Below are 24645 nucleotides of genomic sequence, written 5' to 3'. Positions count from 1 at the left end.
GTGCCGATGTCCGCACAGGCTCCCGCGACCACCTCGAGTTGGCACACCCGCGCCGCGACCGACGTCGCCGAGGCGTTCGAGGTCGATCCGCAACGAGGACTGAGCGCGGACGAGGTCGAACGACGCCGCGGCGAGTACGGCCCGAACCTGCTCGACGAGGCGAAGAAGGTGCCGACCTGGCGACGCGTGCTGTCGCTGCTGGCCGACAGGATGACCCTCGTTCTGGTCGTCGCGGCGGTGGTCAGCGCCACCGTCTCCCGTGAGTGGGAGACCCCCGTCGTCATCTTCGCGGTGATCGCGCTCAACACCGTGCTGAACTACGTGCAGGAATCCCGGGCCGAGAGCAGCCTCGCTGCGTTGAAGAAGATGTCGGTGTCCACCAGCCGGGTGCTGCGCGACGGTCGCGGGACGGAGGTGCCGCGCGCCGAACTCGTCCCCGGAGACGTGGTGCTCCTCGAGGCCGGCGACACCGTCCCGGCCGACGGCCGACTCGTCACCGCCGTCCGGCTGCAGGTCGCCGAGGCCGCCCTCACCGGCGAATCCCAGCCCGTCGACAAACAGGTCGACGTCGTCGACGATCCCGACGCACCGCTCGGCGACCGCACCGACATGCTGTTCATGAACACCGAGGTCACACGCGGACGTGCCGCGATGATCGTCACCGGAACGGGCATGCGCACCGAGATGGGAGCCATCGCAACCCTTCTCGGATCGGCAGGTGTCGAACAGACGCCGCTGCAACGACGCATCGGCCAGCTCGCCCAGGCCCTGACGATCATCGCGATCGTGACGGTGGCGCTGGTGTTCGTCCTCGGACTGCTGCGGGGGCAGACCTGGTCGGATCTCCTCGTCACCGCGGTGTCGCTGGCGGTCGCGACGATCCCCGAAGGGCTCACGGCCGTCGTCGCCTTCACCCTGGCGATGGGAGCCTCACGCCTCGCGGCCCGCGGCGCGATCGTCAAACGACTCGCCGCGGTCGAGACACTCGGCAGCACCACCCACATCTGCACCGACAAGACCGGCACCCTCACCCTCAACGAGATGACGGTGCAGCGACTGCTCGTCGCGGGTCGTGCCTTCCGCGTCACCGGCACCGGGTACGGAACCGACGGCAAGATCCTTGTCGGCGACGGCCTGCCCGCACCGGACTTCACGGACGCACTGCTCGGGATGGGACTGTGCAACGACGCGACCGTGCGCAACGGAATACTGGTCGGCGATCCCACCGAGGGCGCCCTCGTGGTGCTCGCCGAGAAGGGCGGCATCGACGTCGAGGGTGCGCGGGCCGCGCTGAACCGCATCGCGGAGGTGCCGTTCGACTCGGACTACAAGTACATGGCCACCTTCCACACCCTGCCGAACGGCGGATACCGCTGTTTCGTGAAAGGTGCACCGGGTGTGCTCCTCGACCGTGCCACCTCGATCGCCGGTCCCGACGGTCCGATTCCACTCGACGACGACGGTCGCGCGAGGATCCACCGGGCCGTGGAGGCGCTCGCGTCGGAAGGTCTGCGAACTCTCATGATCGCCGGGCGCGACCTCGACGCCGTTCCCCGCGGCGACACCGATGCCCTGCAGGAGAAGGTGGCCGACCTGACGATCCACGCGATCGTCGGCATCGTCGACCCGCCGCGGACCGAAGCCGAGGATGCGATCGCCGTCGCCCACGAGGCGGGCATCTCGGTGCACATGATCACCGGCGACCATCTGGTGACGGCCTCCGCGATCGCCGAGGAACTCGGAATCCGCGGGTCGGCTGCCTCCGGTGCGGATCTCGACAAACTCACCGACGACGAATTGCGCCGGAGGGCAAAGGAATTCGGTGTCCTCGCCCGCGTGGCGCCCCAACACAAGATCAGGTTCGTCGAAGCGCTGCAGGCCGACGGGCAGATCGTCGCGATGACGGGCGACGGCGTCAACGACGCTCCCGCGCTCGAACAATCCGACATCGGTGTGGCCATGGGCATCACGGGAACCGACGTCTCCAAGGGCGCCGCGGACATGATCCTCACCGACGACAACTTCGCGACCATCGTCGCCGCCGTGGCCGAGGGACGCGGAATCTACGACAACATCATCAAATTCGTGAAGTTCCAGCTCACCACGGCGTGGGGCTTCGTCCTGATCTTCCTGACGGCCGGTGTGCTCGGCCTCGCGGGTGGCGCGCCCTTCAGCGCACTGCAGATCCTGTGGGTGAACATCATCATGGACGGACCGCCGGCGCTCGCGCTCGGTGTCGACCCGACCGCCCCCGACGCGATGCGGCGACGACCGCGGCCCGCGAACGAGGCGCTGCTCGAACGCTCCCGGGTCCAGCGCATCCTCGGCCTCGGCATCGTGATGACGGTGGGCACGATCGCGGTCCTGCACTTCGGGCCGGAACTGTTCCCCGACAGTGCATCCGACCCGTTGTTCGCCACCACTCTCGCGTTCACGACATTCGTCTTCTACCAGGTGTTCAACCTGTTCAACGTGCGCTCGGATCTCGGATCGGTGTTCTCGGCGCAGACGTTCACCAACCACACCATCTGGATCGCGATCGGCGCCGTCGTCGTCCTTCAGATCTGCGTCGTGCAACTCGGCGCCCTGCAGGGATTCATGGACACCACCTCGCTCACCTCCGAGCAGTGGCTGCTCGCGGTCGCCGTCGGCTCGTCCGTGCTGTGGGTGGACGAGATCGGCAAGTTCGTCGCCAGGAGGATCGAGGCGCGCAGGGCCGAGCGGGCGGATACGACCTTCCTCACCTGACGATCGGGAGATGGCGGAACTCACGTCGCCGCGGGGAGAAGTGTGAGGCCGGACTGCCCCAGAATGGAGGCTGCCCCCGCGTCGCTCCCCCAGCGCGCCCGCGTCCCGGCCCGTACGACCTCCGGCTCCGGGACCCTCGACAGATCGAAGGTTTCCTCACCGATGACCACCACGGCTTCCGGCCGCCCACTCGACGATCCTGCCCACACCGACTCCGGACATCCCGCGCGCACGCTCGTGATGTGGGCGCTCGCCCTCGGTGGGTTCGGGATCGGAACCACCGAGTTCGTCGCCATGGGGTTGCTCCCCGAGATCGCGACGAGCATCGGGGTCTCCGAACCCACCGCGGGCCACGTCGTCTCCGCCTACGCGGCCGGTGTCGTCGTCGGTGCCCCGCTCATCGCGACGATCGCCGCCCGCGTGCCGCGCAAGACACTGCTGGTCGCGCTGATGGTCGCGTTCACCCTCGGGAACGCCGCCACGGTGCTGGCCCCGAACTACGGTCTGCTCGTCGTCTCCCGCTTCGTCGCCGGCCTGCCGCACGGCGCGTACTTCGGGGTCGCCGCACTGGTCGCGGCGCACCTCGCCGGACCCGGTCGCCGCGCGCGGGCGGTGTCGCTGGTGATGATGGGGCTGTCGGTGGCGAACGTCGTCGGGGTGCCCGCTGCCTCGTGGCTCGGCATGGCGCTGGGCTGGCGCGCGGCGTTCGTGCTGGTCGCGGTGATCGGAGTGGCCACCATCGTCGCTCTCGCCGCCTGGGTGCCGACACTGTCGATACCGACGACCAGCGTGCGGGTCGAACTCGGGGCGTTGAAGAGCAGCACCGTCTGGCTCACGCTCGCCGTGGCCGTCATCGGCTTCGGTGGTGTGTTCGCGGTGTACACCTACATCAGCACCACGCTGACCGACGTCGCCGGAGTGTCGAGATCGCTGGTGCCGGTCGCGCTGATGCTCTTCGGCGTGGGCATGGTCGTCGGCAATGCCATCGGTGGTCGCGTCGCCGACCGCGGTGTGATCCCCGGCGTCTACGCGTCGATCACCTCGCTCGCGGTGCTGCTCGCGCTGTTCGTCGCCGCAGCCCACAACCCGTGGACCGCCTTCGTGATGGTCTTCGGCCTGGGTGTCGGATGCGCCGCGGTGGGCCCGGCCCTGCAGGTGCGGTTGATGGACGTCGCCGAGGACGCCCAGACGCTCGCGGCGTCGCTGCACCACGCCGCGTTCAACCTGGCCAACGCGTTCGGTGCGTGGATCGGCGGGGTCGTGATCGCGGCCGGGTTCGGCTACACCGCTCCCGCCGCGGTCGGTGTGCTGCTGGCGCTCGCCGGTGTCGCCGTGTTCGCGATCTCCGTCCGCCGCCGCGAGAAGGCCGCACCTTCCCGACGTGATTGGATACGGAAGTGACCGATTCCAGCATTCCGACCCCGCCCGATCCCTTCTTCACGGTCGGAGCGCGTCTCGACAACGGACTCGGCCGCACGGGCACGATCCACACCCCGCACGGAGACATCCGCACCCCGGCCTTCGTCCCGGTGGGCACGAAGGCGACCGTCAAGGCGGTGCTGCCCGAGATGATGGCCGAGCTCGGCTCGCAGGCGCTGCTCGCCAACGCCTACCACCTCTACCTGCAGCCCGGCTCCGACATCGTCGACGAGGCCGGCGGGCTCGGGAAGTTCATGAACTGGCCCGGTCCGACCTTCACCGACAGCGGCGGCTTCCAGGTCATGTCGCTCGGAGCCGGGTTCAAGAAGGTCATCGCGATGGAGTCCGTCGGTGTCCAGAACGACGACGTCATCGCCAAGGGCAAGGAGCGGCTCGCCCACGTCGACGACGACGGGGTGACCTTCAAATCGCACCTCGACGGGTCGCGGCACCGGTTCACCCCCGAGGTGTCGATGCGTATCCAGCACGAGCTCGGCGCCGACATCATGTTCGCCTTCGATGAGCTCACGACCCTCATGAACACCCGCGGCTACCAGGAACGCTCCCTCGAACGGACCCAGGCGTGGGCGGTGCGGTGCATCGCCGAGCACGAGAAGCTCACCGCCGAACGCGCTCGCCGCCCCTACCAGGCGTTGTTCGGCGTCGTGCAGGGCGCGCAGTACGAGGACCTGCGACGACAGGCCTGCCGGGGCCTCGAGTCCATCGTCGGCGAGACCGGCCGCGGATTCGACGGGTACGGCATCGGCGGTGCGCTCGAGAAGCACAATCTCGGCACGATCGTGCGGTGGTGCACCGAGGAGCTGCCCGAGCACAAGCCGCGACACCTGTTGGGCATCAGCGAACCCGACGACATCTTCGTCGCGGTCGAGCACGGCGTCGACACCTTCGACTGCGTCAATCCGTCGCGGGTCGCGCGCAACGCCGCGATCTACCACCCCGACGGCCGGTTCAACATCAACACCAGCCGTCACCGGCGCGACTTCACGCCGATCGACGAGAACTGCGACTGCTACACCTGCCGGAACTACACGCGCGCGTACATCCACCACCTGTTCAAGGCGAAGGAGATGCTCGCCTCGACGTTGTGCACGATCCACAACGAACGGTTCACGGTGCGCCTCGTCGACGACATCCGGGCGAACATGGAGAACGGCACGCTTGCCGAGTTCAAGGCCGAGACGCTCGGCCGGTTCTACGCGAGCCGGCGTCGGGCCTGAGTCGTCAGGGCGTGAGTCGTCAGGGGTAGGAGGGTTCGCGCTCCTTGACGTACGCGATCACGCGGTAGGTCACCGGGAGCACGACGATCTCGACCAGCGTCTTCCACAGGAACCCGACGATCACGAAGTTGACGAAGTCGGCCCAGGTCGTGATGCCGATGGCCCCTGCGGCGATCGAGCAGAAGATGAGGGTGTCGGCGAACTCGCCGACGACGGTCGACCCGATCAGCCGCGCCCACAGGTGCTTCTCCCGGGTGCGTTCCTTGATGCGGACGAGCACGTACGAGTTGAGCAACTGCCCGACCGCGTACCCGGCGAGCCCGGCGATCAGCATCCGGGGCACCACACCGAGGACGTTCTCGAAGGACTCCTGACCGGCGTAGAAGTCGGCCGGGGGCAGCTGCTGCGTGATCCAGAAGCACAGCGCGGACAGCGCGACCGCCCCGAAGCCGTAGAAGACGGCGCGGCGGGTGGCCGCGAAGCCGTACACCTCGCTGAGCACGTCGCCGAGGATGTAGGCGAGGGGGAACAGGAAGAACCCGCCGTCGGTGATGATCGGCAGGATCTGCAGCGGCCCGACGGTGAGTTCGGAGCCGGTGAAGAACGCGATGCCCTTCGTCGCGGAGATGTTGGAGATCATCAGCACCGCGGTGAACAGCACGACGATCCCCGTGTACGGGCTGCGTCCCACGCGCGCGAAGGCGGCGTGGTCGAAGAGGGCGGGGGAGGTGTTCGATCCGTGCTCGGTCACCCGGACATCCAAGCATCTCCGCGGGGTGATCACGAAGTTGCGGACCGTCTGTACGTGCGCGAACACCCCATATGCGACGAACGGGTCCCGTCCTGACGAGGACGGGACCCGGAGCGCACGGGAGATCAGGACTTACGTACCTGGGTGCCGCCGGCGAACTTGTCGTGGAAACCCTGCTTGTTGCCGTCCTGCTCGATGGTGACCGCGATACCGATGTATGCGGCGAGCGACAGCAGACCGGCGAGGAAGCCCAGCAGCGGGACGCCGGTGAGGATCTGCAGCGCGACGAAGGCGTTGCGTTTGGCGGCCTGCTCGAGGGTGGGGTTACCACCGGCAGGGCCGGCGACCGACAAGCCGAGGAGCTTCTTGCCGATCGTCGCGCCCCGAGCGGACTCCATGTACGTCCAGTAGCCGAAGGCGACGACACCGCTGACGACCGTCATGAAGAAGTCCACGAAACCGCTTCCACCGCTCGCGAGGATCATGATCGCGCTCAGGATCCCCATGGGGATACCAACGATGAGGCCGTCGATGATGCGGGCGCCGAGACGCGGGAGCAGTTCCCCCGGGGTGCCGGCACCGAAATTCGGATCCGGGCCGGGGAATCCCGGGCCGCCGAACCCACCGTCCTGCGGCGCCCCGTACGGGGGTGCACCGTACTGAGGAGCGCCGAACTGGGGCGCACCGAATTGGGGCGTTCCGTTCTGCGGGGTTCCGTACTGAGGAGCGCCGTACTGGGGGCCACCGTTCTGGGGCGCGCCGTACTGCGGGAACTGCTGGGTGTAATCGGGCGGGGTGGCGCCGTACGAGGGGGCGCCGGGATGACCGCCCGTCGCCCGAGGATCCTGCTGAGGGGGTGGATAGCCACCAGTGGTCACTTATGTCTCCCTTGTCGCGATCGGCATGGCAACGCGCCACGGTACAGCGTGCCGTGGCGCGTCGGTAGATATGCCTACGGATGCGACGGGAGGGTCCCGCCGGGGTTGTGTCAGGCCGCTACGGGACCACCCGTGGTGACCCGGTAGGCGTACGTGACGGCGATGATCGACACCGGCACGGTGACCAGCAGGCCGATCAGGCACAACAGGGCACCGAGGAGATTGATGCCGAGCAGTGCGAGGGCGAGCAACACCAGCGTTCCCGCATTCGATTTGACGGCATTGAAGCTCGACTTGATCGCGGTGACGGCATCCTGATTGCGATCGATGACGAACTGCATCGTCCACCACGCGAAGAACGCGAACACCAGGCCCGGGAGGATGCACAGCACGAGACCGATCGACGTGCCGATGCCCACGAGCAGACCTGCGAGGATGACCGCACCGATCGGGCCGATCTGGAGGAACGTCCCGAAAGCGGGGCGCTGCCCGTCGGTTTCGGCCAGCGCACCGCGCACGAAGGCGGCCTGGATCAGGTATCCGACGATCGCCGAGACGATGCTGCCGATGGCGCTCAGGAAGGTGAAGTCCGTCGCCTCACCGGTGAAGTCGAACCCGTTGAAGATGCCGCTGATCAGGCCCTGGATGACGAACGCAGCAAGCATGAAGACGATCCACACGCCGGCGTTACCGCTGAACTTCGACCAGCCGTAGGAGATCGCGTCGCCGACATTCAGCTGATTCGGAGGCGGACCACCGAAGCTCCCGGCGCCGTACGCACCCGGAGGGGGCGGGTAGTCACCACCCGACGGGGGAGGCGGATAGTTCCCCGGCGGCGGGTAGGACCCACCCGGCGGCGGGTAGTTGCCACCCGAGGGCGGGGGGTAGTTCCCCGGAGGGGGGTAGTTGCCGGGCGGCGGATAGTTCCCACCCGGCGGGGGAGTGCCACCGCCCGAGGGCGGCGGATAGCTTCCGGGTGGCGGATAACCACCCGGGTTCTTCGGATCCTGATTCGGGTCGTAACCACCGGTGGTCATGGCTGCCTCTCGTCTCCGGGATCGGACACTTCCGAGAGAGTACGGACATCACCTCGGGTCCGCATCCGCTATGTCCGCATCGTGTCCTATCGGATGCCTTCCTCCGACGGGGTGAACACCCACGGATCGCGGGGGAGTCTCACGGGATTCCAGCGGTCCAGCAACAGTTCCGGCGACACGGGCTCGCCGGGGTCGGCGAGTCGCAGCGACACGGCGATCGTGCCCAGCACGTCGGCGGCCGTGTGACCGAGCGCGAGCTGATCGGCCAGTGTCACCGCGCCGTCCCGTTTGGCCAGTCGCTTACCCTCCTTGCCGAGCGCGAGCGGCACGTGCGCGTAGACGGGTTCCGACAGTCCGAGAAGGTGTGCGAGACAGGCCTGCCGGGGCGCGGAAGTGAGCAGGTCGTCTCCGCGTACCACCTGATCGATGCCCTGGTCGGCGTCGTCCACCACCACTGCGAGGTTGTACGCGGGGGTTCCGTCGTTGCGGCGCAACACGAGATCGTCGACGATGCCCGTGAAATCTCCGTGCAGCAGGTCGTGGACGGTGAACCACTCCTCGGTCGCCCGCAACCGGATCGCGGGGGCGCGGCCGGAGGCCCGGCGCTCGGCCCGCTGCTCGTCGGTGAGGTTGCGGCAGGTGCCCGGATAGGCGCCCGCAGGGGCGTGGGGTGCGGAGGTGGCCTCGAGGATCTCGCGTCGGGTGCAGTAGCACTCGTAGGTCAGACCGGCCTGCTCGAGCCGCGCGATCGCCTCGTCGTACAGGCGCCGGCGGCGGGACTGGTGGACCACCCGGCCGTCCCAGTCGAGACCGATCGCCGCGAGATCCGCGAGCTGGCGTTGCTCCGCGCCGGGACGCACCCGGTCGAGATCCTCGACGCGGACCAGGAACCGACGGTTGGTCGACCGCGCGAACAACCACGCCAGGACGGCGGTGCGCAGATTGCCCAAGTGCAGGTCGCCGGAGGGACTCGGTGCGAAGCGACCCGCTCCTGCTTCGTCCTCGTCCGAAAGTGACACCCGTGCACTCTATCGAGCGACCCCCAGGAGTACCGCTCGCTGGGCGTGCACGACCTCCCGGATCGCCGCGACCGCGGCCGCGACCTCCGGCTGCCGCAGCGTCTCCGAGCGTGCGACGAGCCAGTAGGCCAGACGCGCCTCGACCTCGCCGGGCAGGACCCGGACGAGATCGGGGTGCCGATCGGCCATGAAGCACGGCAGCAGACCGAGTCCTCCGGCGGCGCGGGTCGCTTCGACGTGCACGAACACGTTCGTCGAGCTGATCGAATCCTGCATGTCGGGGGCGATGCGCCGCGCGACGTCGAGATCGTCGACCTGCAGCATCGAATCGATGAAGTACACGAGGGTGTGCTCACGCAGGTCGCGGACCGACGACGGGGAGCCGTGCGTGGCGAGATAATCGCGCGAGGCATACAGACCCAGGTTGTAGTCGGCGAGACGGTGCGCTTCGGCCCGATGCACCTGCGGGCGTCCCACGACCACCTCGATGTCCATGCCGGACCGCTGCTGTGAGGCGCGACGGGTGGTCGCGACGATCTCGACGGAGATACCTGGATGGCGTTGCCGCACGAGCGCGCCGGCCGGGGCGGCGATGTAGGCGCTGAAGCCGTCGGTGGCGGAGATACGCACGACGCCCTCGAGGCGGCGCTCACCCCGGGGGTTCCGCAGACTTCCGACCGCGGCCTCGATGCGTTCGGCGGCCTCGAGCGCCTCGCGACCGCGGTCGGTCAGTTCCCATCCCGCCGCCGACCGCGTGAGCACGCGACCGCCGAGGCTGCGCTCGAGCGCAGCGATCCGCCGGGAGATCGTGGTGTGGTTGACGCCCAGGTCGTCGGCGGCGCTGGTGAACCTGCCACTGCGCCCGACGGCGAGCAGGACGAGGAGGTCATCGGCCGAGGGCACGCTCATGTGTGCAGTTTTGCAGATCGCATCTGCGAATCGCGTCATTGTGGATGCAAATGTGCGTACCGATACTCGGCATATGTGTTTGGAAGTGTTCCCCGTCACACAGCGTCCCGGGAGGGTGCAGGCATGAGCGTCGAACAGGCACGAACGGATGGACCGGAGGGTTCACCGTCGGCATTGCGCAGGGTCGTCGGTGCGTCCATGGCGGGCACCGTCGTCGAGTGGTACGAGTTCTTCCTCTACGGCACCGCCGCGACCCTCGTCTTCGCCAAAGTCTTCTTCCCCGACGGCGGCAACGAACTCGACGCGATCATCGCGGCGTTCGTCACCTACGCTGTGGGCTTCGTCGCCCGGCCGCTCGGTGGGATCGTCTTCGGCCACTTCGGTGACCGGTTCGGACGCAAGCAGCTGCTGCAGACCAGCATCATCATGGTCGGCGTCGCGACCTTCCTGATGGGCTGCCTGCCGACCTTCGGTGCCATCGGGTACTGGGCGCCGGCACTGCTCGTGACGCTCCGGTTCATCCAGGGCTTCGCGGTCGGCGGCGAGTGGGGCGGCGCGGTACTGCTGGTCGCCGAACACAGCCCCAATCGCTCGCGCGGATTCTGGTCGTCGTGGCCGCAGGCCGGTGTGCCGATGGGCAATCTCCTCGCGACGATCGTCCTGCTCGTCCTCACCACCACGTTGCCCGAATCGGCCTTCCTGTCGTGGGGCTGGCGAGTCGCGTTCTGGCTCTCGGCCGTCATCGTGCTGATCGGCTACTACATCCGCACCAAGGTCACCGACGCCCCGATCTTCCTCGAGGCGCAGCAGGAGGCCGACAAGCTGAAGGAGACGTCGTTCAACGTCTTCGAGGTGCTCGAGCGCTACCCGCGCGGCGTGTTCACGGCCATGGGCCTGCGGTTCGCCGAGAACGTCATGTACTACCTCGTCGTCACCTTCTCGATCACCTATCTGAAGATCGTCGTCGGTGCCGACACCAGCCACATCCTGTGGTGGATGCTCGCCGCGCACGCCGTGCACTTCGTGATCATCCCGATGGTCGGACGACTGTCGGACACGCTGGGACGCCGTCCCGTCTACATGATCGGTGCCGTCACCGCCGGTGCCTGGGGCTTCCTCGCCTTCCCGATGATGGACACCGGCAACAGTGCGTGGATCATCTCGGCGATCGTCATCGGACTCGTCTTCCACTCGTTCATGTATGCGGGGCAGCCGGCGATCATGGCGGAGATGTTCCCGACCCGCATGCGCTACTCGGGCGTCTCCCTCGGCTACCAGGTCACCTCGATCGTCGCAGGGTCGCTCGCCCCGATCATCGCCGCGAGTCTGCTCAGCCGCTTCGAGTCGTCGGTCCCGATCTCCTTCTATCTGCTCGGCTCGTCGCTGATCACGATCGTCGCGGTGATCGTGGCCCGGGAGACGAAGGGCATCTCGCTGCGCGACATCGACGCCGCGGACGCGGAAACGGTCGCCCAGAAGAAGGCCGCCGAGAACGCCAGGATCTCGGCATGAGGGCCCGCACCGCACTCGTGACCGGTGGTGTCGGCGGGATCGGGGCGGCCTGCGCCCGCGCCCTCGCCCGGCAGGGAGTCCGCGTGACCGTCGCCGACGTCGACGAGGTCGCCGCGAAGACGCTCGCCCACGAGATCGGGGGAGAGGCGTGGGGTGTCGACCTGCTCGACACCGACGGCCTCGACGGTCTCCGCCTCGACGTCGACATCCTCGTCAACAACGCCGGCATCCAGGTGGTGCGGCCGGTGGAGGACTTCGCCCTCGCCGACTTCCGCCGCATCCAGACGCTCATGGTCGAGGCGCCCTTCCTGCTCGTGAAGGCCGCGCTGCCCGGCATGTACGAGCGGGGCTTCGGCCGGATCGTGAACATCTCGTCGGTCCATGGGCTGCGGGCGTCGGCGTTCAAGGCCGGGTACGTCACCGCCAAGCACGGCCTCGAGGGGTTCTCCAAGGTCGTCGCGCTCGAAGGCGGTCCCCGTGGCGTGACGAGCAACTGCGTCAATCCGGGTTACGTCCGCACCCCGCTGGTGGAGAAGCAGATCTCGGAACAGGCCCGCGCGCACGACATCCCGGAGGATCGCGTGCTCTCGGATGTGTTGCTCACCGATCAGGCGGTGACCCGGCTGGTCGAGCCGGAGGAGGTGGCCTCGCTCGTGTCGTGGCTGGCCTCCGACGAAGCCGGGATGGTCACCGGCGCGTCGTACACGATGGACGGCGGCTGGTCGGCCCACTGACAGGACGGTCCGACTGCAATCACCGACCCGCGTCCCGGATTCCGGGGCGCGGGTCAGTGCGCGTCGGCGCCGTCGAGGACGAGCTGGACCTGGGCGTGCAGAGCGTGGGTCAGATACTCGCGCGGGTAGAGCTCGGGGCTCGCCGCCGCGTCGAGTGCGAGCCCGTTCGCGGCCGAGAGCAGCAGAGCGGCCCGGGTCTCCGGGTCGGGTGTACCGGCGCGGATCAATACGCGCGCTATGCCCGTGCGGATCGTGAACAGGGTGGCGGTGCGGATGGCGCTCAGCGTGGGGGAGGTGACCGCCCGCACGGCGAACGCCGACATCACGTGCACCTCGCTGCCACGTTCCTCGTCGAGGGGGAGCAGCTGGCTGAGCGCGGAGAACAGGGTGCGCGCCGGATCGATGTCGGGATCGACGTTCGTCAGCCGGTTCAGCACCCGGTCCGAGAGCGTGCGGAACGAGTACGCGAGCATCTCGTCCTTGGTTGGGAAATGGTGCTGCACCGCCCCGATCGAGACCCCTGCCTCGTTGGCCACCTCCCGCACACTCGCCGCGTCGAGACCGTTGCGTGCGGCCACGTCGAGCAGGGCCGCAGCAAGCCTGGTGGGGCTGGTGGTGATGTAGGGGCGCGTGCGCATGGGGAGCACCGTAGCCGAGCTCTCCACCATACGAACGTACGGGGAGGTGGGAATCACACCCCGTCGGTGAGCTCGCGATCTGAGAGGAAACGGACCGACACCGTCAGCGCGGCTGCGAACGCCGCTGCGATCCACAGGGCGTGCAGCCCCAGCACCCGGTGGGCGAGCGCGCCGAGAACGGCGCCCGTCACCAGGCCGCCCCACAGGCCCAGATAGGGCAGCCAGCTCCAGCGCGGACCACCGAAGAACGCCGCCGCGATCCGCTGCCCGATCTTGACCAGCGCACCCGTCATGTAGGTCAGGGCGACGGTCGTCTCCCCGAGCCGCCGGAACACCGAGTTCTCCGTTCCCATGGCCAAGGTCATCGCGATCACGGCGACCGGCGTCCAGTCCACGAAGACGGCCGCGGCGGCGATCGTCAGCAACACGGTCACCGTCGCGAGGACGGCGGTCTTGCGGGTCCGCCGGTCTCGGTCGGTCAGTTCCGCTACCACGCTGCCGAGAATCACTCCGAGCACGAACAGCGCGAGCACACCGCCGATGAGGGTGACCGTCTGCCAAGCACCGTCGGCCGTGCCGACCGCGAAGCGCGTGGAGTTGCCGCTCATGAACGACACGAACACACCGCCCAGGGTGATGAACCCGAGGGCATCGATGAACCCTGCGAGAGAGGACAGCGCGATCGCGAGTCCCTGCAACTGCCTGCCGTAACCGACCACCAGACGATAGTAGGAACCGTTCCCTCCGGGATGCCGACCACGTCGGCTCCCGGATGCTTACGTGGTGTAACGACCGGGCGTCGTGGGCGCGATGGACAAGGGGAGCCGTCCGGCGCCGTCGTTCTCAGGAGTTCCCTCGATGTCCTTGCCCCGCTTGTCGTCCCGGCTGTCCCTGCTCGTCGTCGCGACGGTCGCGGGTCTGACCCTCACCGGTTGTGATTCGACCACCGAGGACACTTCCGTCGCTCCGGCGGCGACTTCCGAACAGTCCCCGGTGCCGAGCTCCGAAACCCCCACGACGACACCGTCCCCCACCACGACGCGCTCCACCTCGACGACCGCACCGAACCCGGCAGCGTCGGCGGATTCGTCGGAGGCCCTGGCCCGGCTGGCGACCCTGCCGATCAAGGGGCGCGCGCCCAAGACCGGGTACAGCCGCGACCTGTTCGGCCAGGCGTGGAGCGACGACGTGTCGGTGGAGTTCGGGGGCAACGGCTGCGACACCCGCAACGACATCCTGCGACGCGACCTCGTCGATATCGTCTACCGGCCCGGTACCCGCGACTGCGTCGTCGCGTCGGGAACCCTGAACGACTTGTACACCGGTACGACGATCGCGTTCACCCGCGGGCAGGACACCTCGACCGCGGTGCAGATCGACCACGTCGTCGCGTTGTCGGACGCGTGGCAGAAGGGCGCGCAGCAACTCGACGCGGGCACCCGGGCCGATTTCGCCAACGACCCGCGCAACCTCCAGGCCGTGGACGGGCCGACCAACCAGCAGAAGAGCGACGGCGACGCCGCCACCTGGCTGCCGCCGAACCGCGCGTACCGCTGCACGTATGTCGCGCGGCAGATCGAGGTCAAGGCGATCTACGGCCTGTGGGTGACGCAGGCCGAGCACGACGCGATGGCGCGGGTCCTCACCGAATGCGGAGGTGGGGCTCCCGCAGCTGCACCCGCGCCCACCACGACGACGCGCCAGGCGCCCGCACCTGCGCCGGCACCCTCGCCGGCTCCTGCACCTGCACCTGCGCTCGCACCCGCCGAGCCGGCCCCTGCTCCGGCGGAGGTGTATTACAAGAACTGCGCGGCGGCCCGGGCCGCGGGAGCCGCACCGCTGTATGTGGGAGAGCCCGGCTACCGGCCGAAGATGGACGGTGACGGGGACGGCGTCGCCTGCGAGTAGCACACTGCAGCGCCTGCGAGTAGCGCACCGCCGTGATCTCTCGGTCAGCTGAAGCGGTGGGTGAGATTGCGGCGCATGCGGTGCAGCTCGCGGAGCTGGGCGCCCAGCCGCTCGACCTCGGCGTCGAACCGGCGCGCCCGGTCCACGGCCCCCACCCGGTGTTCGGCGAGGGCCTTCTGTTCGGTCTTCTCGATGGCTGCGGACACCTCGTCGATCTCCCGGTCCAGCATCTCCACCCAGACCGAAGCCTGCTCGTGGTCGGCGTCGCCGCCGAGCGGGAAATTGTCGTCCGCGGTCACGAGACGCATCGTGCCCGAGATCGGCCCGGTACGCGAACAGGGGGACCGGAAAAGCAGAAACCCCGTGGGACGCTGTGCGCCCCACGGGGTTCCGTGGCGGAGGATAGGGGATTTGAACTGTTGATGGTGGCCCGGCAGGTGGGTCCATCCCGACACCCGAAGTACCGTTCTACCTGCTGTTTCTCATCTCTCTCATGCCCCAAATGAACATCCCGATGCATCCCGATGCAATAGGGCTATTGCATGGACTGTTGCATTGCTCACGAGAGCAGGCCGGCGAACCGATCGGACGCCCCCCGCTGCATAGTCGGTGTCACATGGGAGTAGGTGTCCATAGTCACCGAGATGTGCCGGTGCCCTAGCCGCTCTTGCACCACCTTGGGGTGCTCTCCGTTCGCCAGGAGCAGGGTCGCGTGTGTGTGCCGCAGATCGTGCAGCGTGATCGTGTGGAGCTGCTCGTCGCCCAGGTGCTCCCGGGCCTGCCGTACCCGCGTACGCCACCGCCGCGAGACCTCGTTCGGACTCCGTGTCCCGCCCTCGGGATTGCCGAAGATGTATGCCCCCGGTCGTGCCAGCTCGAGGGAGAGCCGCCCCCTCGCCGCCCGATAGGACCGCAGCACTGCCAGCACCGCATCATCGATATCGACCACCCGTGCACCGCCCGACTTCGTGAGCTTCGTCGTATTGGCGGCTGTGGTGTCCAGGGCGCGACGAATAGCGATCCGCCCACCCTCGGTGTCCACGTCACCCCATCGCAGCGCCAGGGCCTCGCTACGCCTCATGCCGGTGTAGGCGATCGTGAGCCAGAGGGGGTAGAGCTCATCCTTGTGCACGTCCCGGTCCCAGGCGAGGAACCGCCGTAGCTCTTCCGCCGACCAGGTGACCATCTCCGTCTGCTCAGCTCGGATCTGCTTGCCGGTCGGGGCCTTGACGATGCTGCGCTTGCGGGCAGGGTTCACCGCGATGAGGCCATCCTCGCGCGCCGCCTCGAGCATTGCGCCGAGGATGACGTGCACCTTGTTGACCGTGTTCGCCGAGAGGGGTTCGCCGGCATGCTTGCCGTCCCGCCGTCCGGCTGCGGACAGTTCCCGGTAGTGCCGTGCGAGCCGGGTAGCGGTGACCTTGTTCAGTGGCAGGTCTCCGAGTTGGGGAACGATGTGGTTGCGAACGACGCGGCGATACCCGGCGACCGTGGAGGCCGCGAGGGACAGACCCGAAAGCCAACGTTCGCTGTAGACCGCGACCGTGGGCACCGAGCGGACGAACTTCACGTGCTCCCGGAGCTGGCGCTTCGCAGCGTCAAGTCCGTCATCGGCTTCGCTCATGGTGCGGTAGCCGGCCTTGCCGGTCTGCCGTTCGCCTTCATCGGGATTCTCGGGATCGACGGGTACCCAAAGCTGCCACCGCCAGCGCGTGCCGGCCTTCGTCTGATAGCTGGTGATCGAACCTTTGCCAGCCCGCCTACTCCGTCGTGCCATCGCTTCCGTCCTTCACTGCGGGGATGAGGCCAGCGGAGCGAGCGCGTCCGATCCATGCGCCGGCGGTGCTGCGCGAGATCTCGAATGTGTCCTCAACCGCCTTGGTGGGTGCGTCCTCGAGGAACTCTGCGAGGCGGTAGACCAGGGCTACCTGTTCGATTGTCTCGGGTGTCGGACCCTGCCTCTTCAGCCGTCGAGCCTCTTCCGTGGTCAGCAGGCCGTGCGCGGAGACTTCGACCGTCTCCCCGGGGGAAAGTCCGAGCTTCCACCGGAGTTCGTGCTTCACGAACGATCGAACGATGCCCTGAACCGCAATCGACCTCAGTGCGGATCCTGTGACGCGCTCGCCGTCCGGCCGCTTCTTCACGGTGAGCTGAACGACCTCAGCCTTGCCCTGATCTGTTACCTCGACTTCGCCGGTGACGTCGTAGCCGAGGTAATCCTCGTGGACCACCAGTGCCTTTTTGTGTACTTCGACTCCGGGGATCGGCTCGATAAGGCCGCCTTCAAGGGGGTGCACGGATACGTAGACCATGCGCTGAAGGTATCCGGTTCCGCTATGCCGTGTCCAGATGTGTCGGCATGTCTTGACGAAGGGTGCCGACAGTGGTCTACTGAATCGGCACCCGTTGACATGAGGTACCGAAAGGACTTGCAGTGACGAACACAAAGGTTCCGATCACTCTCACGCGGACCGAAGCTGCCGCGAGGGCGCATATCGACAAGCGGACGCTCGACAAGGGCATCGAGGACGGGACCATCCCGTCCGTCCGAATCGGTCGCCGCGTGCTGATTCCGCGCGCACCGTTCCTGGCCCTGTTCGGCATCTCAGAAGAGTGATGCCCCGGCGGCCGCAATCCGCCAGGGCATCGAGAAGAAACCCACCCTCTAAGGAGATCTCTGATGTACGAGGCTATCAGCCTGATCCTCACACTCGCCATGCTGTGCGTGGCCTCTCTCGTCGTCGGCTACAGCCTCGGCTTGATCGCCGTCGCCGTCGACAAGCTGCTCGACACCTGGCGCGAGGCGCGCGAGCTCGACCCGGACGAGCCGATCCCGTTCACCCTCACCGACGAGTCGGACACCGACCGACAGGCGGTGCAGCGATGAGCATGCTCGAGAACTTCGCCGAGCACGAGTTCGAGTTCGACACCGGCGTCGGCTACGTGAAGGTCTGGTCGGGCACGCGAGTGTCGTCGAGCGGACACCGGGAGCACGTGGTCGGTATCGGGGAGACGGACTTCGCCCTGACCGACGCCCCCATGCTCGCCACGGCCCTGCTCACGGTCTACCAGCAGCAGATCGACGCCGAGGGGCTCACCGTGAAGGCGGTGCGCGATGAGTGAGTACACCCGCCGCAGCCAGTGTGCCGACGCCGGCAACGTGGCAGGTCGCAGGCGATTCCATCGCAGCCCGGCATCTCGTCGGCTCGCTCGACGGCCCGACATCCTCGGCTGCACCTGCACCGACCCGTGGTCGCACCACTGCATCGAGCACCCGAATGAGCACGACGTCGACGCCGCTACGGCCGCCGCGGAATGGCTCGACGAGCAGGGAATGAACGCGATCGTCTCCGTCGACGTCGCCCGCCGGATATGGCGTAAGGGCGGGGAGTACCGCGACCTCGCCGTCCGAATCGCACCCCCGCAGAACTAGGAATCGAGGAACTACAGCATGACCACCGACTTCGGCGGGGACGACGAGAACCGCACCTGGCGCGACGAGAATGGAATCATCCACGACAACAACGGTTCTCAGATCGTCGATGGTGCTTGGTTGGATGCCCAGACCTTCCCCGCGTTGCAGTGGGCAATCGAGGGCGTAGTCCCCGAAGGTTTCGGTCTGATCGTCGCCCCGCCGAAGGCCGGCAAGTCGTGGATGGTCGCAGGTTTCGGACTCGGCTGCGCAGGTGGCGGATACGCACTCGGGAAGATCCCCGTCAAGCAACGCCCGGTCCTGTACCTGGCGCTCGAGGATGGACACCGCCGCCTGCAATCCCGGTTCCGCAAGCTCATGGAGGGCCGCCCGATCCCGGCCGGTATCCAGGTCATCATCAAGGCCGAACCCGGCACCGCGATGGGGCAGGTAGCGGCATGGATGGACCGTAACCGCGACGAGGCACCCCTCGTCATGATCGACACGCTCGGACGCATGAAGCCCCCGAAGGCGGCAGGGGAAGAGTCGTACATCTCGGATTACAAGTTCGGCTCTGCGCTCAAGGGCCTTGCCGACGATGTGCCCGGCTCGACTGTGCTCGTGGTGCACCACACCCGCAAGGCCGAATCCACCGACTTCATCGACGCGGTGTCCGGGACACAGGGCATCGCCGGGGCCGCTGACTTCATCCTCGTGCTGGCCCGTCGCCGGCACTCGGACGAGGCAGTCCTCAGCGTGACCGGCCGCGACGTGATGGAGGCCGAGTACGCCCTCGTGATGAATGACGGCCGATGGACTCTCGACGGCATGGATCTGGTCGACGCAGCCGCGACGGCCGAGAAGCGCCGCGAGAAGCCCGAGAACATCGGTGACCGAAGCGCCGAGGTGCTGGCCTACGTGGAGGCTCATCCGGCCGGCGTGACTCCCAGCGAGGTCGACAAGGCGCTGGGGATGACGGCATCCAAGGTCTACCTCTCCCGGCTGTTCGAGGCCGGGCGTATCGAGAAGCCCAAACGGGGCACCTACACCCCTGTTACTTCTGTTCCTTCTGTTACCGATCTCGAATAACCGCAGATCAGCCCTACCAGCAGGAATAGACCGGAAGTAACAGACGCAACGGAAGTAACACCCACTACAGGAGGAACCATGACCGATCAGACCACCCGCAAGCGCGTCATCGAGCACTGGGAAACCGCATCGGTGACGGCACTGCCGCCCGGCTGGGCGAACGCCTACGAGATGACCGGCGAGGACGAGGGCACCACGATGTACGTGCCGTGCCCCGCGCTGCTGCTCCAGAAATTGCGATCGGTCTCGCACTGCACCGACCATCTCGACTACAGCGGCAACGTCGGGCACGTGGAAGTGACCGAGGAGGCTCTCGAGCCGCCCTATCAGACCCGCGTCGAACCGGCCGACTTCGGCGACATGGGAGTCAATGCCGCCACCGACACGAGCAACTACCTATGCACCGTGTACCGGCCCTACATGTTCGCGAGGGCCGAATGAGCGAGTTCGTCGGGTGGCGCACGTGGAACGCCTACATTGGCCGCGGCAGCGTGCTGCATTCGCCGTGGCGGGTCAAGAGCTTGCAGCGGACCCCGCTCGCCCTGTGGGAGAAGCGATACAAGCACGCCGAGTGCTCCCGTCGACGCCTCCCCTGCAAGGAATCGCCCGGTGCCTCGTGTACCTGCGGTATCGGCGTGATCCCCGTGTACGAGGACCTGTGCGAGCGATACCGGGTGTTCTCGCACATGAACGACAATCGGCCGGCTGAACGGCATCTCTACCTCACCCGGCCCGTGATCGTCGTCGGGCGGGTCAAAGCGTTCGGCACGGTCCGCGACGGCGGTCACAAGCAGCCACAGAACATGGACGTGGCCGAGCTGCGAGTCGAGTCCGCGAAGATCCTCGAGTTGTGGGTACCGGGCGAACCGACACGAGACCTCGAGGACTTGGCCGAGTCGTTCGCGCACCGCTACCGGGTGCCGGCACACCTCGGATTCCCCGAGCCGCGCACCGACCCACTCCCGCCCGACGTCCAGGCCCTGACCGACCAGTGGCGCACAGCGGTCCGAAACTCTCCGCGAGACAAGATCCCGACCCCACCACATCAGGAGGCATGAACCATGTCCGAGAACATCGCCGACCTGCCCGACTGGGCACAGAAGCACATCCGCGAACTGCGCGCCGAGGCCGCCGAGAACCGACAGGCCCTCAAGGATGCGACGGCCGAGCGTGACCAGCTCCGTACGACGCTGCACGAGAAGGCCGCGGCCGCCGCCCTCGAGGGGGTGCGCTCGCTCATGGCCGACCCCGAAGACCTCACGCGGTTCGTCGACGCCGCCGAGCTGGTCGGCGACGACGGGGCACCGGACCCCGCGAAGTACGAGGCAAAAGCCAAGGAGCTGATCGAGTCCAAGCCGCACCTGGCAGCGCGTGCAGCCGGCCGATCCGGCAACGCCGTGGGCGGGGATAGGGGCAGGGACTTCGGTCACCCCGTCGGTGGCGGGCGATCGACGGGACAGGGCTACGACACCGATGCGCAGATCGCCGCGGGGCAGCAGGACTTCGTGTCGGTGCTCCGTGGTAGCAGTTAGTCACTGCGTCAACGTCACCCCTTCGGCACGCGCATGGCCGGCAGGGGAGCGAAGGCGGGAAGGGTTTGGTCCCTGGGCGTCGTTGTAGACATTGAATGCCCGCCTGCGCAGAGAACACCCCCGGTGTCCATGCCGGGGGTGTTCGTCGTCTGAGGTAAAGTGTCACGTGACGGAAGGGCCAGGCGCCCGGCAGTCGCACACTCTCGAGGTCCGGCACCTCACGAGACCCGCTCGAGCATGACGCTCGCAGGTCGAATCCCTTGGCGTACAACGCCGTTCACTCGCCGGGCTCTCAGTGTGTCCGGCCGTCTCTCAGGAGCAATCCTCATGGCACTTTCCACCGCGGGCAACGGCCCCATCCTTTCCCCCGAGCAGGTCGCCGGCATCCTCACAGTGCCGCTGCAGAAGGCGTCGATCTTCCTCTCGCTCGGTGTCCGCATCATCGACTCGCACGGCCCGGTCCGTGTCCCCCTGCTCACCGGCTCGGACGAGCCCTCGTGGCACGGGGAGAACGAGAAGATCGATGAGGTCGAGGTCGACTTCGACGAGGTGCTTCTTCTCTCGCCGAACATCAAGAGCATCAAGTCCCTGAACCGCTACAGCAACGAGCTGGCCCGCCAGTCCGTTGCCGATGCGATCACCGCGGTGCAGCAGCGCATGGTGGCCGACGTCGCCGGCAAGATCGACACCACGTTCTTCACCGGTGACGGTGCTGTGGTCGGTGGGCAGCGCACCGAGCCGCTCGGACTGCTCAACTACACGGGCGTGCAGGAGATGACCGCCGTGGGCGCGCCCACCATCGACGACCTGCACGACGCTGAGGGCCTGGCGCTCGGTGCCGAGGTGGACCCGACTGCGCTCGTGTGGGTGATGAACTCGCGCGACTTCGTGAACCTGCGCAAGCTCAAGGACAACGGCGGCCGGTACCTCGTGCAGCCGGACGTGACCGAGTCCGGCCGCTACCAGCTGCTCGGACACCGGGTGTTCGTCACCAACCGTCTGCCGTCCAATCTGGGCACCGGCACGAACGAGTCGAACATCGTGCTGATGGACCCGTCGAAGATCGCCGTAGCCCGCGACCTCGACCCGTCCCTCACGGTCCTTCCCGAGCTGTTCGGTGACTACGACCAGGGCGCGATCCGGGTGGTGTGCCGCTACGACGCCGCACCACTCAACCCCGAGGCCGTGGTGATCCTGCGCGGCGTGACCGCACCGGGAGCGTGATCGTGGCGGGCCGCCCGAAGACGCGCGCCCGCAAAGCTGCGGAGGGGGCCGGCGTCGTGTCGGTCCCCTCCGTGGACTCGTGGCAGCGTCCCCCGTTCGAGAAGGGCAACACCCTCTCCCTGCAACACGGCGCGCACTCCCCGCGCACGGTCGAGCCGATCGCTCAGCAGTGGGTCGACATCGCCCGCGAGCAAGCCCCGTATCTGCGCGATCCCTCCTACGAGCCCGCCCTACTGTCGTGGGCCCGGTTCGAGGCCAAGTGCGACCTGCTGCACGCATGGATCGACGAGCACGGCATGTTCGACACCGAGGGCAACCCCGTCCCGGCAGCGAAGATCCTCGACCGCTACGAGGGCCGCGCCGCCTCCCTGCGCGCCACCCTCGGCATGGACCCGGTCTCGCGCGCCAAGCTCCAGAAGGATGCCGCCGCGACCAAGCTCGACCTTGCCGCCCTCATGGCCCAGGAGACCCACGATGACCGCAACGATTGACCGATCCCTCATCCGGGCCGCCCGCGACGATATCGATGTGTTCGCTCGCGAGATCGCCCGCGCACCCTTGTGGCCCCACCAGCTCGAGCTGGCCCGCTCGTCTGCGAAGATCCGGGCCGTCTGCTCGGGACGGCAGGCCGGCAAGTCCCGCACCCTCGCCGTGCTGGCGCTGCACGAGGCGTTCTCCCGCCCCGGATCCCGCACCCTCGTTCTCTCGGCAGGCGAAGAGGCCGCCAAGCTCGTGCTGGCCTCGATTGCCGAGCTGCTCTCCTCCCCGCTGCTCGCCGGGGCCGCCGTCGAAGAGAACAAGTCCCGCATCCTGCTCTCGACCGGCTCGGAGATCGTCTCCGTGCCCGCCTCCACCCGGCAGGTCCGTGGCCGCTCCATCGACCTGCTGATCCTCGACGAGGCGAACTTCATGGACGAGGCACTGTGGACCGCGGCGAAGTTCACCGTCATCGCCCGGCCCGGCTCACGCATCGTCATGGCCTCGTCTCCGTGGACCACCGACCACTTCTTCCACCGGCAGTGGCAGGCCGGCCGCCTCGACCCGAGCGACCGCGCCGAGTCCTTCCACTGGCCCTCGACCGCCTCCCCGCTCGTCGATGCCGAGCTGCTCGAGGACTTCCGCAAGACCATGACCGCCCGGGAGTACGCCCGCGAGGTGGACGCCGAGTGGATCGACGACGCCGGGTCCTACTTCACCGCGGCCGAGCTTGACGACAACACCGCCGACTACGCCCTCATCCCGCCCGACAAGGCGCACGGGCAGACCGCAGTGGCCGGCGTCGACTGGGGATTCAACGACTCCAACGCCCTCGTGCTGCTCGGCGTCCTCGACGACGGGGAGCTGAACCGGGGCCGGTTCCAGAACGATCTGGTGTACTTCCTGCCCTGGCTCGAGCACCACAGCAAGATGCCCTACTCCACCTTCATCGACCGCATCGCCACCGTGGCCCGGGGGTACGACCTCGTGCGGGTGATCTCCGAGACCAACGGCGTCGGGCAGATGCCCACCCAGGTGCTGCGCAACACCATCGACAAGCAGGAGTGGACCTCGAGCCGCCGACGCACCCAGGTCACTGCAGTCACCACGGACAACCGCCGCAAGACCAGCGGATACGGCGCGCTCAAGGTGCTGCTGCAGCAGGGCCGCATCGTGCTCCCTCGTTATCCCGAGCTGCTCAAGCAGTTGCACTCGCTCACCTACGAGATGACACCCACCGGTGCCGTGCGCATCGAGGTCCCCGAGCACGCCGGGCACGACGACCTCGCCGACGCGCTCATGCAGGTCATGGCCGCGACCGAGTCCGGCATCCAGTCCTGGCGGCCGGACGATCCGAGGCCTCGTCGATGCGAGGTGCTCACGACCGCAGCCGGCACACGCATTCCCTCCGAGCCTCGGTGCTGGGATCTGCCCTACGCCCTCATGCGTGTCAGAGGTAGCGACAAGGGAGACGGCTGGTGATCATCTTGCCGGCGTCGACAACATGATCCCCACCTGCCAGGTTGCCGGCGTCGACAAGCTGGACGATCTGCGGTTCCCGGTTCCGGACCCCCTATGCGGGAACCGGGAACCGCCGCCACATTCGGGGATTGGGGAATGTGGATATGGAGGGGGAGAGGATGAGCCGCAGCCCGTCCGTCCCCTCGACCTCGCGAGGCTGCCAGATCCCCGCGCACACACGCGAGATCTCGAGCCGCTATTGCATATCTTGTTGCATGGCACGAAATGAGAAACGCTCGTGACCACTGTCTTAGCTGGTCACGAGCGTTTCCTCGTGGCGGAGGATAGGGGATTTGAACCCCTGAGGGCGTTAACCCAACCCGCGTTCCAGGCGAGCGCCATAGGCCACTAGGCGAATCCTCCGTGGGGAAGCATACCGAATGGAGACCCCAACTTGCCAAACGGGCACGTCGCACCCTGATTCCAGGGGTGCTGCGGGGGCGGGCTCGCCGCCGAGGCGCTCGTTCCTCTACACTTGCCGATGGATCCCGCGCGGCGCGCATCCTGTGAACTCCCCCAGGGCCGGAAGGCAGCAAGGGTCAACGGGCTCTGCCGGGTGCGCGGGGTCCTCTTAATTTCCGCCGATGCCCGTGTCACCG

General features: G+C 67.5%; 27 protein-coding genes, 1 tRNA gene and 1 other RNA gene. 18 read left to right on the top strand and 11 right to left on the bottom strand.

The window, feature by feature from the left end; genetic code table 11:
* The first annotated feature begins 6 nt into the window (after positions 1–6).
* The 3 genes from QR64_RS18805 (at position 7) to tgt (ending at position 5405) form a co-directional block, all read left to right on the top strand.
* Entirely contained in the window at positions 7–2748 is a 2742-nt protein-coding gene (locus tag QR64_RS18805; protein ID WP_019290301.1) for a calcium-translocating P-type ATPase, PMCA-type, read from the top strand.
* Between the two features lie 162 nt (positions 2749–2910).
* Positions 2911–4149, top strand: coding sequence for an MFS transporter (locus tag QR64_RS18800; RefSeq protein ID WP_019290300.1), 1239 nt, complete (start codon positions 2911–2913; stop codon positions 4147–4149).
* A complete protein-coding gene (gene tgt / locus QR64_RS18795; RefSeq protein WP_200886521.1) occupies positions 4146–5405 on the top strand; it encodes a tRNA guanosine(34) transglycosylase Tgt in 1260 nt (419 codons plus the stop codon). The genes QR64_RS18800 and tgt overlap by 4 nt, the downstream gene beginning before the upstream one ends.
* A gap of 19 nt (positions 5406–5424) precedes the next feature.
* Here tgt and QR64_RS18790 read toward each other — a convergent pair whose 3' ends face one another.
* From QR64_RS18790 to QR64_RS18770, 5 genes are all read right to left on the bottom strand, one after another.
* Positions 5425–6156: a queuosine precursor transporter gene (locus QR64_RS18790; RefSeq protein ID WP_039586776.1), complete on the bottom strand. Its 732-nt coding sequence runs from the start codon at positions 6154–6156 to the stop codon at positions 5425–5427.
* Between the two features lie 125 nt (positions 6157–6281).
* Positions 6282–7034: an RDD family protein gene (locus tag QR64_RS18785; RefSeq protein WP_006552515.1), complete on the bottom strand. Its 753-nt coding sequence runs from the start codon at positions 7032–7034 to the stop codon at positions 6282–6284.
* 110 nt (positions 7035–7144) lie between these two features.
* A complete protein-coding gene (locus QR64_RS18780; RefSeq protein WP_006552514.1) occupies positions 7145–8071 on the bottom strand; it encodes a hypothetical protein in 927 nt (308 codons plus the stop codon).
* Between the two features lie 86 nt (positions 8072–8157).
* Positions 8158–9090, bottom strand: coding sequence for a tRNA glutamyl-Q(34) synthetase GluQRS (gluQRS, locus tag QR64_RS18775; protein ID WP_033097942.1), 933 nt, complete (start codon positions 9088–9090; stop codon positions 8158–8160).
* A gap of 9 nt (positions 9091–9099) precedes the next feature.
* The gene (locus tag QR64_RS18770) at positions 9100–9999 is read right to left on the bottom strand and encodes a LysR family transcriptional regulator (protein WP_006552513.1); all 900 of its coding nucleotides are present in this window, start codon (positions 9997–9999) and stop codon (positions 9100–9102) included.
* A 123-nt stretch (positions 10000–10122) separates the two neighbouring features.
* Here QR64_RS18770 and QR64_RS18765 point away from each other — a divergent pair, with 123 nt between their 5' ends.
* Positions 10123–11511, top strand: a complete 1389-nt coding sequence (locus QR64_RS18765; RefSeq protein ID WP_039586719.1) for an MFS transporter — start codon at positions 10123–10125, stop codon at positions 11509–11511.
* Entirely contained in the window at positions 11508–12245 is a 738-nt protein-coding gene (locus QR64_RS18760; protein ID WP_006552511.1) for a 3-hydroxybutyrate dehydrogenase, read from the top strand. Before QR64_RS18765 ends, QR64_RS18760 begins: the two co-directional genes overlap by 4 nt.
* 53 nt (positions 12246–12298) lie before the next feature.
* Here the strand turns inward: QR64_RS18760 and QR64_RS18755 are convergent, their stop codons facing one another.
* A complete protein-coding gene (locus tag QR64_RS18755; protein WP_024102753.1) occupies positions 12299–12883 on the bottom strand; it encodes a TetR/AcrR family transcriptional regulator in 585 nt (194 codons plus the stop codon).
* A gap of 53 nt (positions 12884–12936) precedes the next feature.
* A complete protein-coding gene (locus QR64_RS18750; protein ID WP_024102754.1) occupies positions 12937–13602 on the bottom strand; it encodes a YoaK family protein in 666 nt (221 codons plus the stop codon).
* 139 nt (positions 13603–13741) lie between these two features.
* On the opposite strand from QR64_RS18750, the gene QR64_RS18745 reads away from it, so the two are divergent.
* Complete coding sequence (locus QR64_RS18745) at positions 13742–14791, top strand: DUF1524 domain-containing protein (protein WP_039586774.1); 1050 nt, start codon at positions 13742–13744, stop codon at positions 14789–14791.
* A 44-nt stretch (positions 14792–14835) separates the two neighbouring features.
* Here the strand turns inward: QR64_RS18745 and QR64_RS18740 are convergent, their stop codons facing one another.
* The 3 genes from QR64_RS18740 to QR64_RS18730 form a co-directional block, all read right to left on the bottom strand.
* A complete protein-coding gene (locus tag QR64_RS18740; protein WP_006552507.1) occupies positions 14836–15099 on the bottom strand; it encodes a hypothetical protein in 264 nt (87 codons plus the stop codon).
* A gap of 251 nt (positions 15100–15350) precedes the next feature.
* Positions 15351–16568 carry a tyrosine-type recombinase/integrase gene (locus tag QR64_RS18735; RefSeq protein WP_039586717.1) on the bottom strand — a complete coding sequence of 406 codons (1218 nt, stop codon included), beginning with the start codon at positions 16566–16568 and terminating at the stop codon, positions 15351–15353.
* Entirely contained in the window at positions 16552–17103 is a 552-nt protein-coding gene (locus QR64_RS18730; protein ID WP_152640977.1) for a hypothetical protein, read from the bottom strand. Before QR64_RS18730 ends, QR64_RS18735 begins: the two co-directional genes overlap by 17 nt.
* A 122-nt stretch (positions 17104–17225) precedes the next feature.
* On the opposite strand from QR64_RS18730, the gene QR64_RS18725 reads away from it, so the two are divergent.
* The 11 genes from QR64_RS18725 to QR64_RS18680 all read left to right on the top strand — a co-directional run bounded on the left by QR64_RS18725 (position 17226) and on the right by QR64_RS18680 (position 24007).
* Positions 17226–17408 carry an excisionase family DNA-binding protein gene (locus tag QR64_RS18725; protein ID WP_039586713.1) on the top strand — a complete coding sequence of 61 codons (183 nt, stop codon included), beginning with the start codon at positions 17226–17228 and terminating at the stop codon, positions 17406–17408.
* A 63-nt stretch (positions 17409–17471) separates the two neighbouring features.
* Positions 17472–17678 (top strand): hypothetical protein, encoded by a 207-nt coding sequence (locus tag QR64_RS18720; RefSeq protein ID WP_039586711.1) that lies wholly within the window; start codon positions 17472–17474, stop codon positions 17676–17678.
* Positions 17675–17914, top strand: a complete 240-nt coding sequence (locus QR64_RS18715; RefSeq protein ID WP_152640976.1) for a hypothetical protein — start codon at positions 17675–17677, stop codon at positions 17912–17914. Before QR64_RS18720 ends, QR64_RS18715 begins: the two co-directional genes overlap by 4 nt.
* Entirely contained in the window at positions 17907–18224 is a 318-nt protein-coding gene (locus QR64_RS18710; protein WP_039586706.1) for a hypothetical protein, read from the top strand. The genes QR64_RS18715 and QR64_RS18710 overlap by 8 nt, the downstream gene beginning before the upstream one ends.
* Positions 18225–18242: 18 nt before the next feature.
* Complete coding sequence (locus QR64_RS18705; RefSeq protein WP_152640975.1) at positions 18243–19292, top strand: AAA family ATPase; 1050 nt, start codon at positions 18243–18245, stop codon at positions 19290–19292.
* A gap of 78 nt (positions 19293–19370) precedes the next feature.
* A complete protein-coding gene (locus QR64_RS26615; protein ID WP_152640974.1) occupies positions 19371–19733 on the top strand; it encodes a hypothetical protein in 363 nt (120 codons plus the stop codon).
* The gene (locus tag QR64_RS18700) at positions 19730–20350 is read left to right on the top strand and encodes a hypothetical protein (protein ID WP_039586704.1); all 621 of its coding nucleotides are present in this window, start codon (positions 19730–19732) and stop codon (positions 20348–20350) included. Before QR64_RS26615 ends, QR64_RS18700 begins: the two co-directional genes overlap by 4 nt.
* Before the next feature lie 3 nt (positions 20351–20353).
* Positions 20354–20824 carry a hypothetical protein gene (locus QR64_RS18695; protein WP_039586702.1) on the top strand — a complete coding sequence of 157 codons (471 nt, stop codon included), beginning with the start codon at positions 20354–20356 and terminating at the stop codon, positions 20822–20824.
* 327 nt (positions 20825–21151) lie between these two features.
* Positions 21152–22048, top strand: coding sequence for a phage major capsid protein (locus tag QR64_RS18690; protein ID WP_039586700.1), 897 nt, complete (start codon positions 21152–21154; stop codon positions 22046–22048).
* Positions 22049–22050: 2 nt separating this feature from the next.
* Entirely contained in the window at positions 22051–22539 is a 489-nt protein-coding gene (locus tag QR64_RS18685; protein WP_235367228.1) for a P27 family phage terminase small subunit, read from the top strand.
* On the top strand, positions 22523–24007 hold the full coding sequence (locus tag QR64_RS18680) for a terminase large subunit domain-containing protein (RefSeq protein ID WP_052227365.1): 1485 nt from the start codon (positions 22523–22525) through the stop codon (positions 24005–24007). Before QR64_RS18685 ends, QR64_RS18680 begins: the two co-directional genes overlap by 17 nt.
* A gap of 314 nt (positions 24008–24321) precedes the next feature.
* Here QR64_RS18680 and QR64_RS18675 read toward each other — a convergent pair.
* A tRNA-Ser gene (locus QR64_RS18675) sits at positions 24322–24409 on the bottom strand.
* A 117-nt stretch (positions 24410–24526) separates the two neighbouring features.
* Here QR64_RS18675 and ffs point away from each other — a divergent pair.
* Positions 24527–24621: signal recognition particle sRNA small type (gene ffs / locus QR64_RS26110), an RNA gene on the top strand.
* Positions 24622–24645: the final 24 nt, after the last annotated feature.

The organism is Rhodococcus sp. Chr-9, assembly GCF_000801125.1.
GTDB classification, from domain to species: domain Bacteria; phylum Actinomycetota; class Actinomycetes; order Mycobacteriales; family Mycobacteriaceae; genus Rhodococcus; species Rhodococcus pyridinivorans.
Note: the sequence above shows the minus strand (reverse complement) of the source record. Positions and strands in the feature narration are given on the sequence as shown.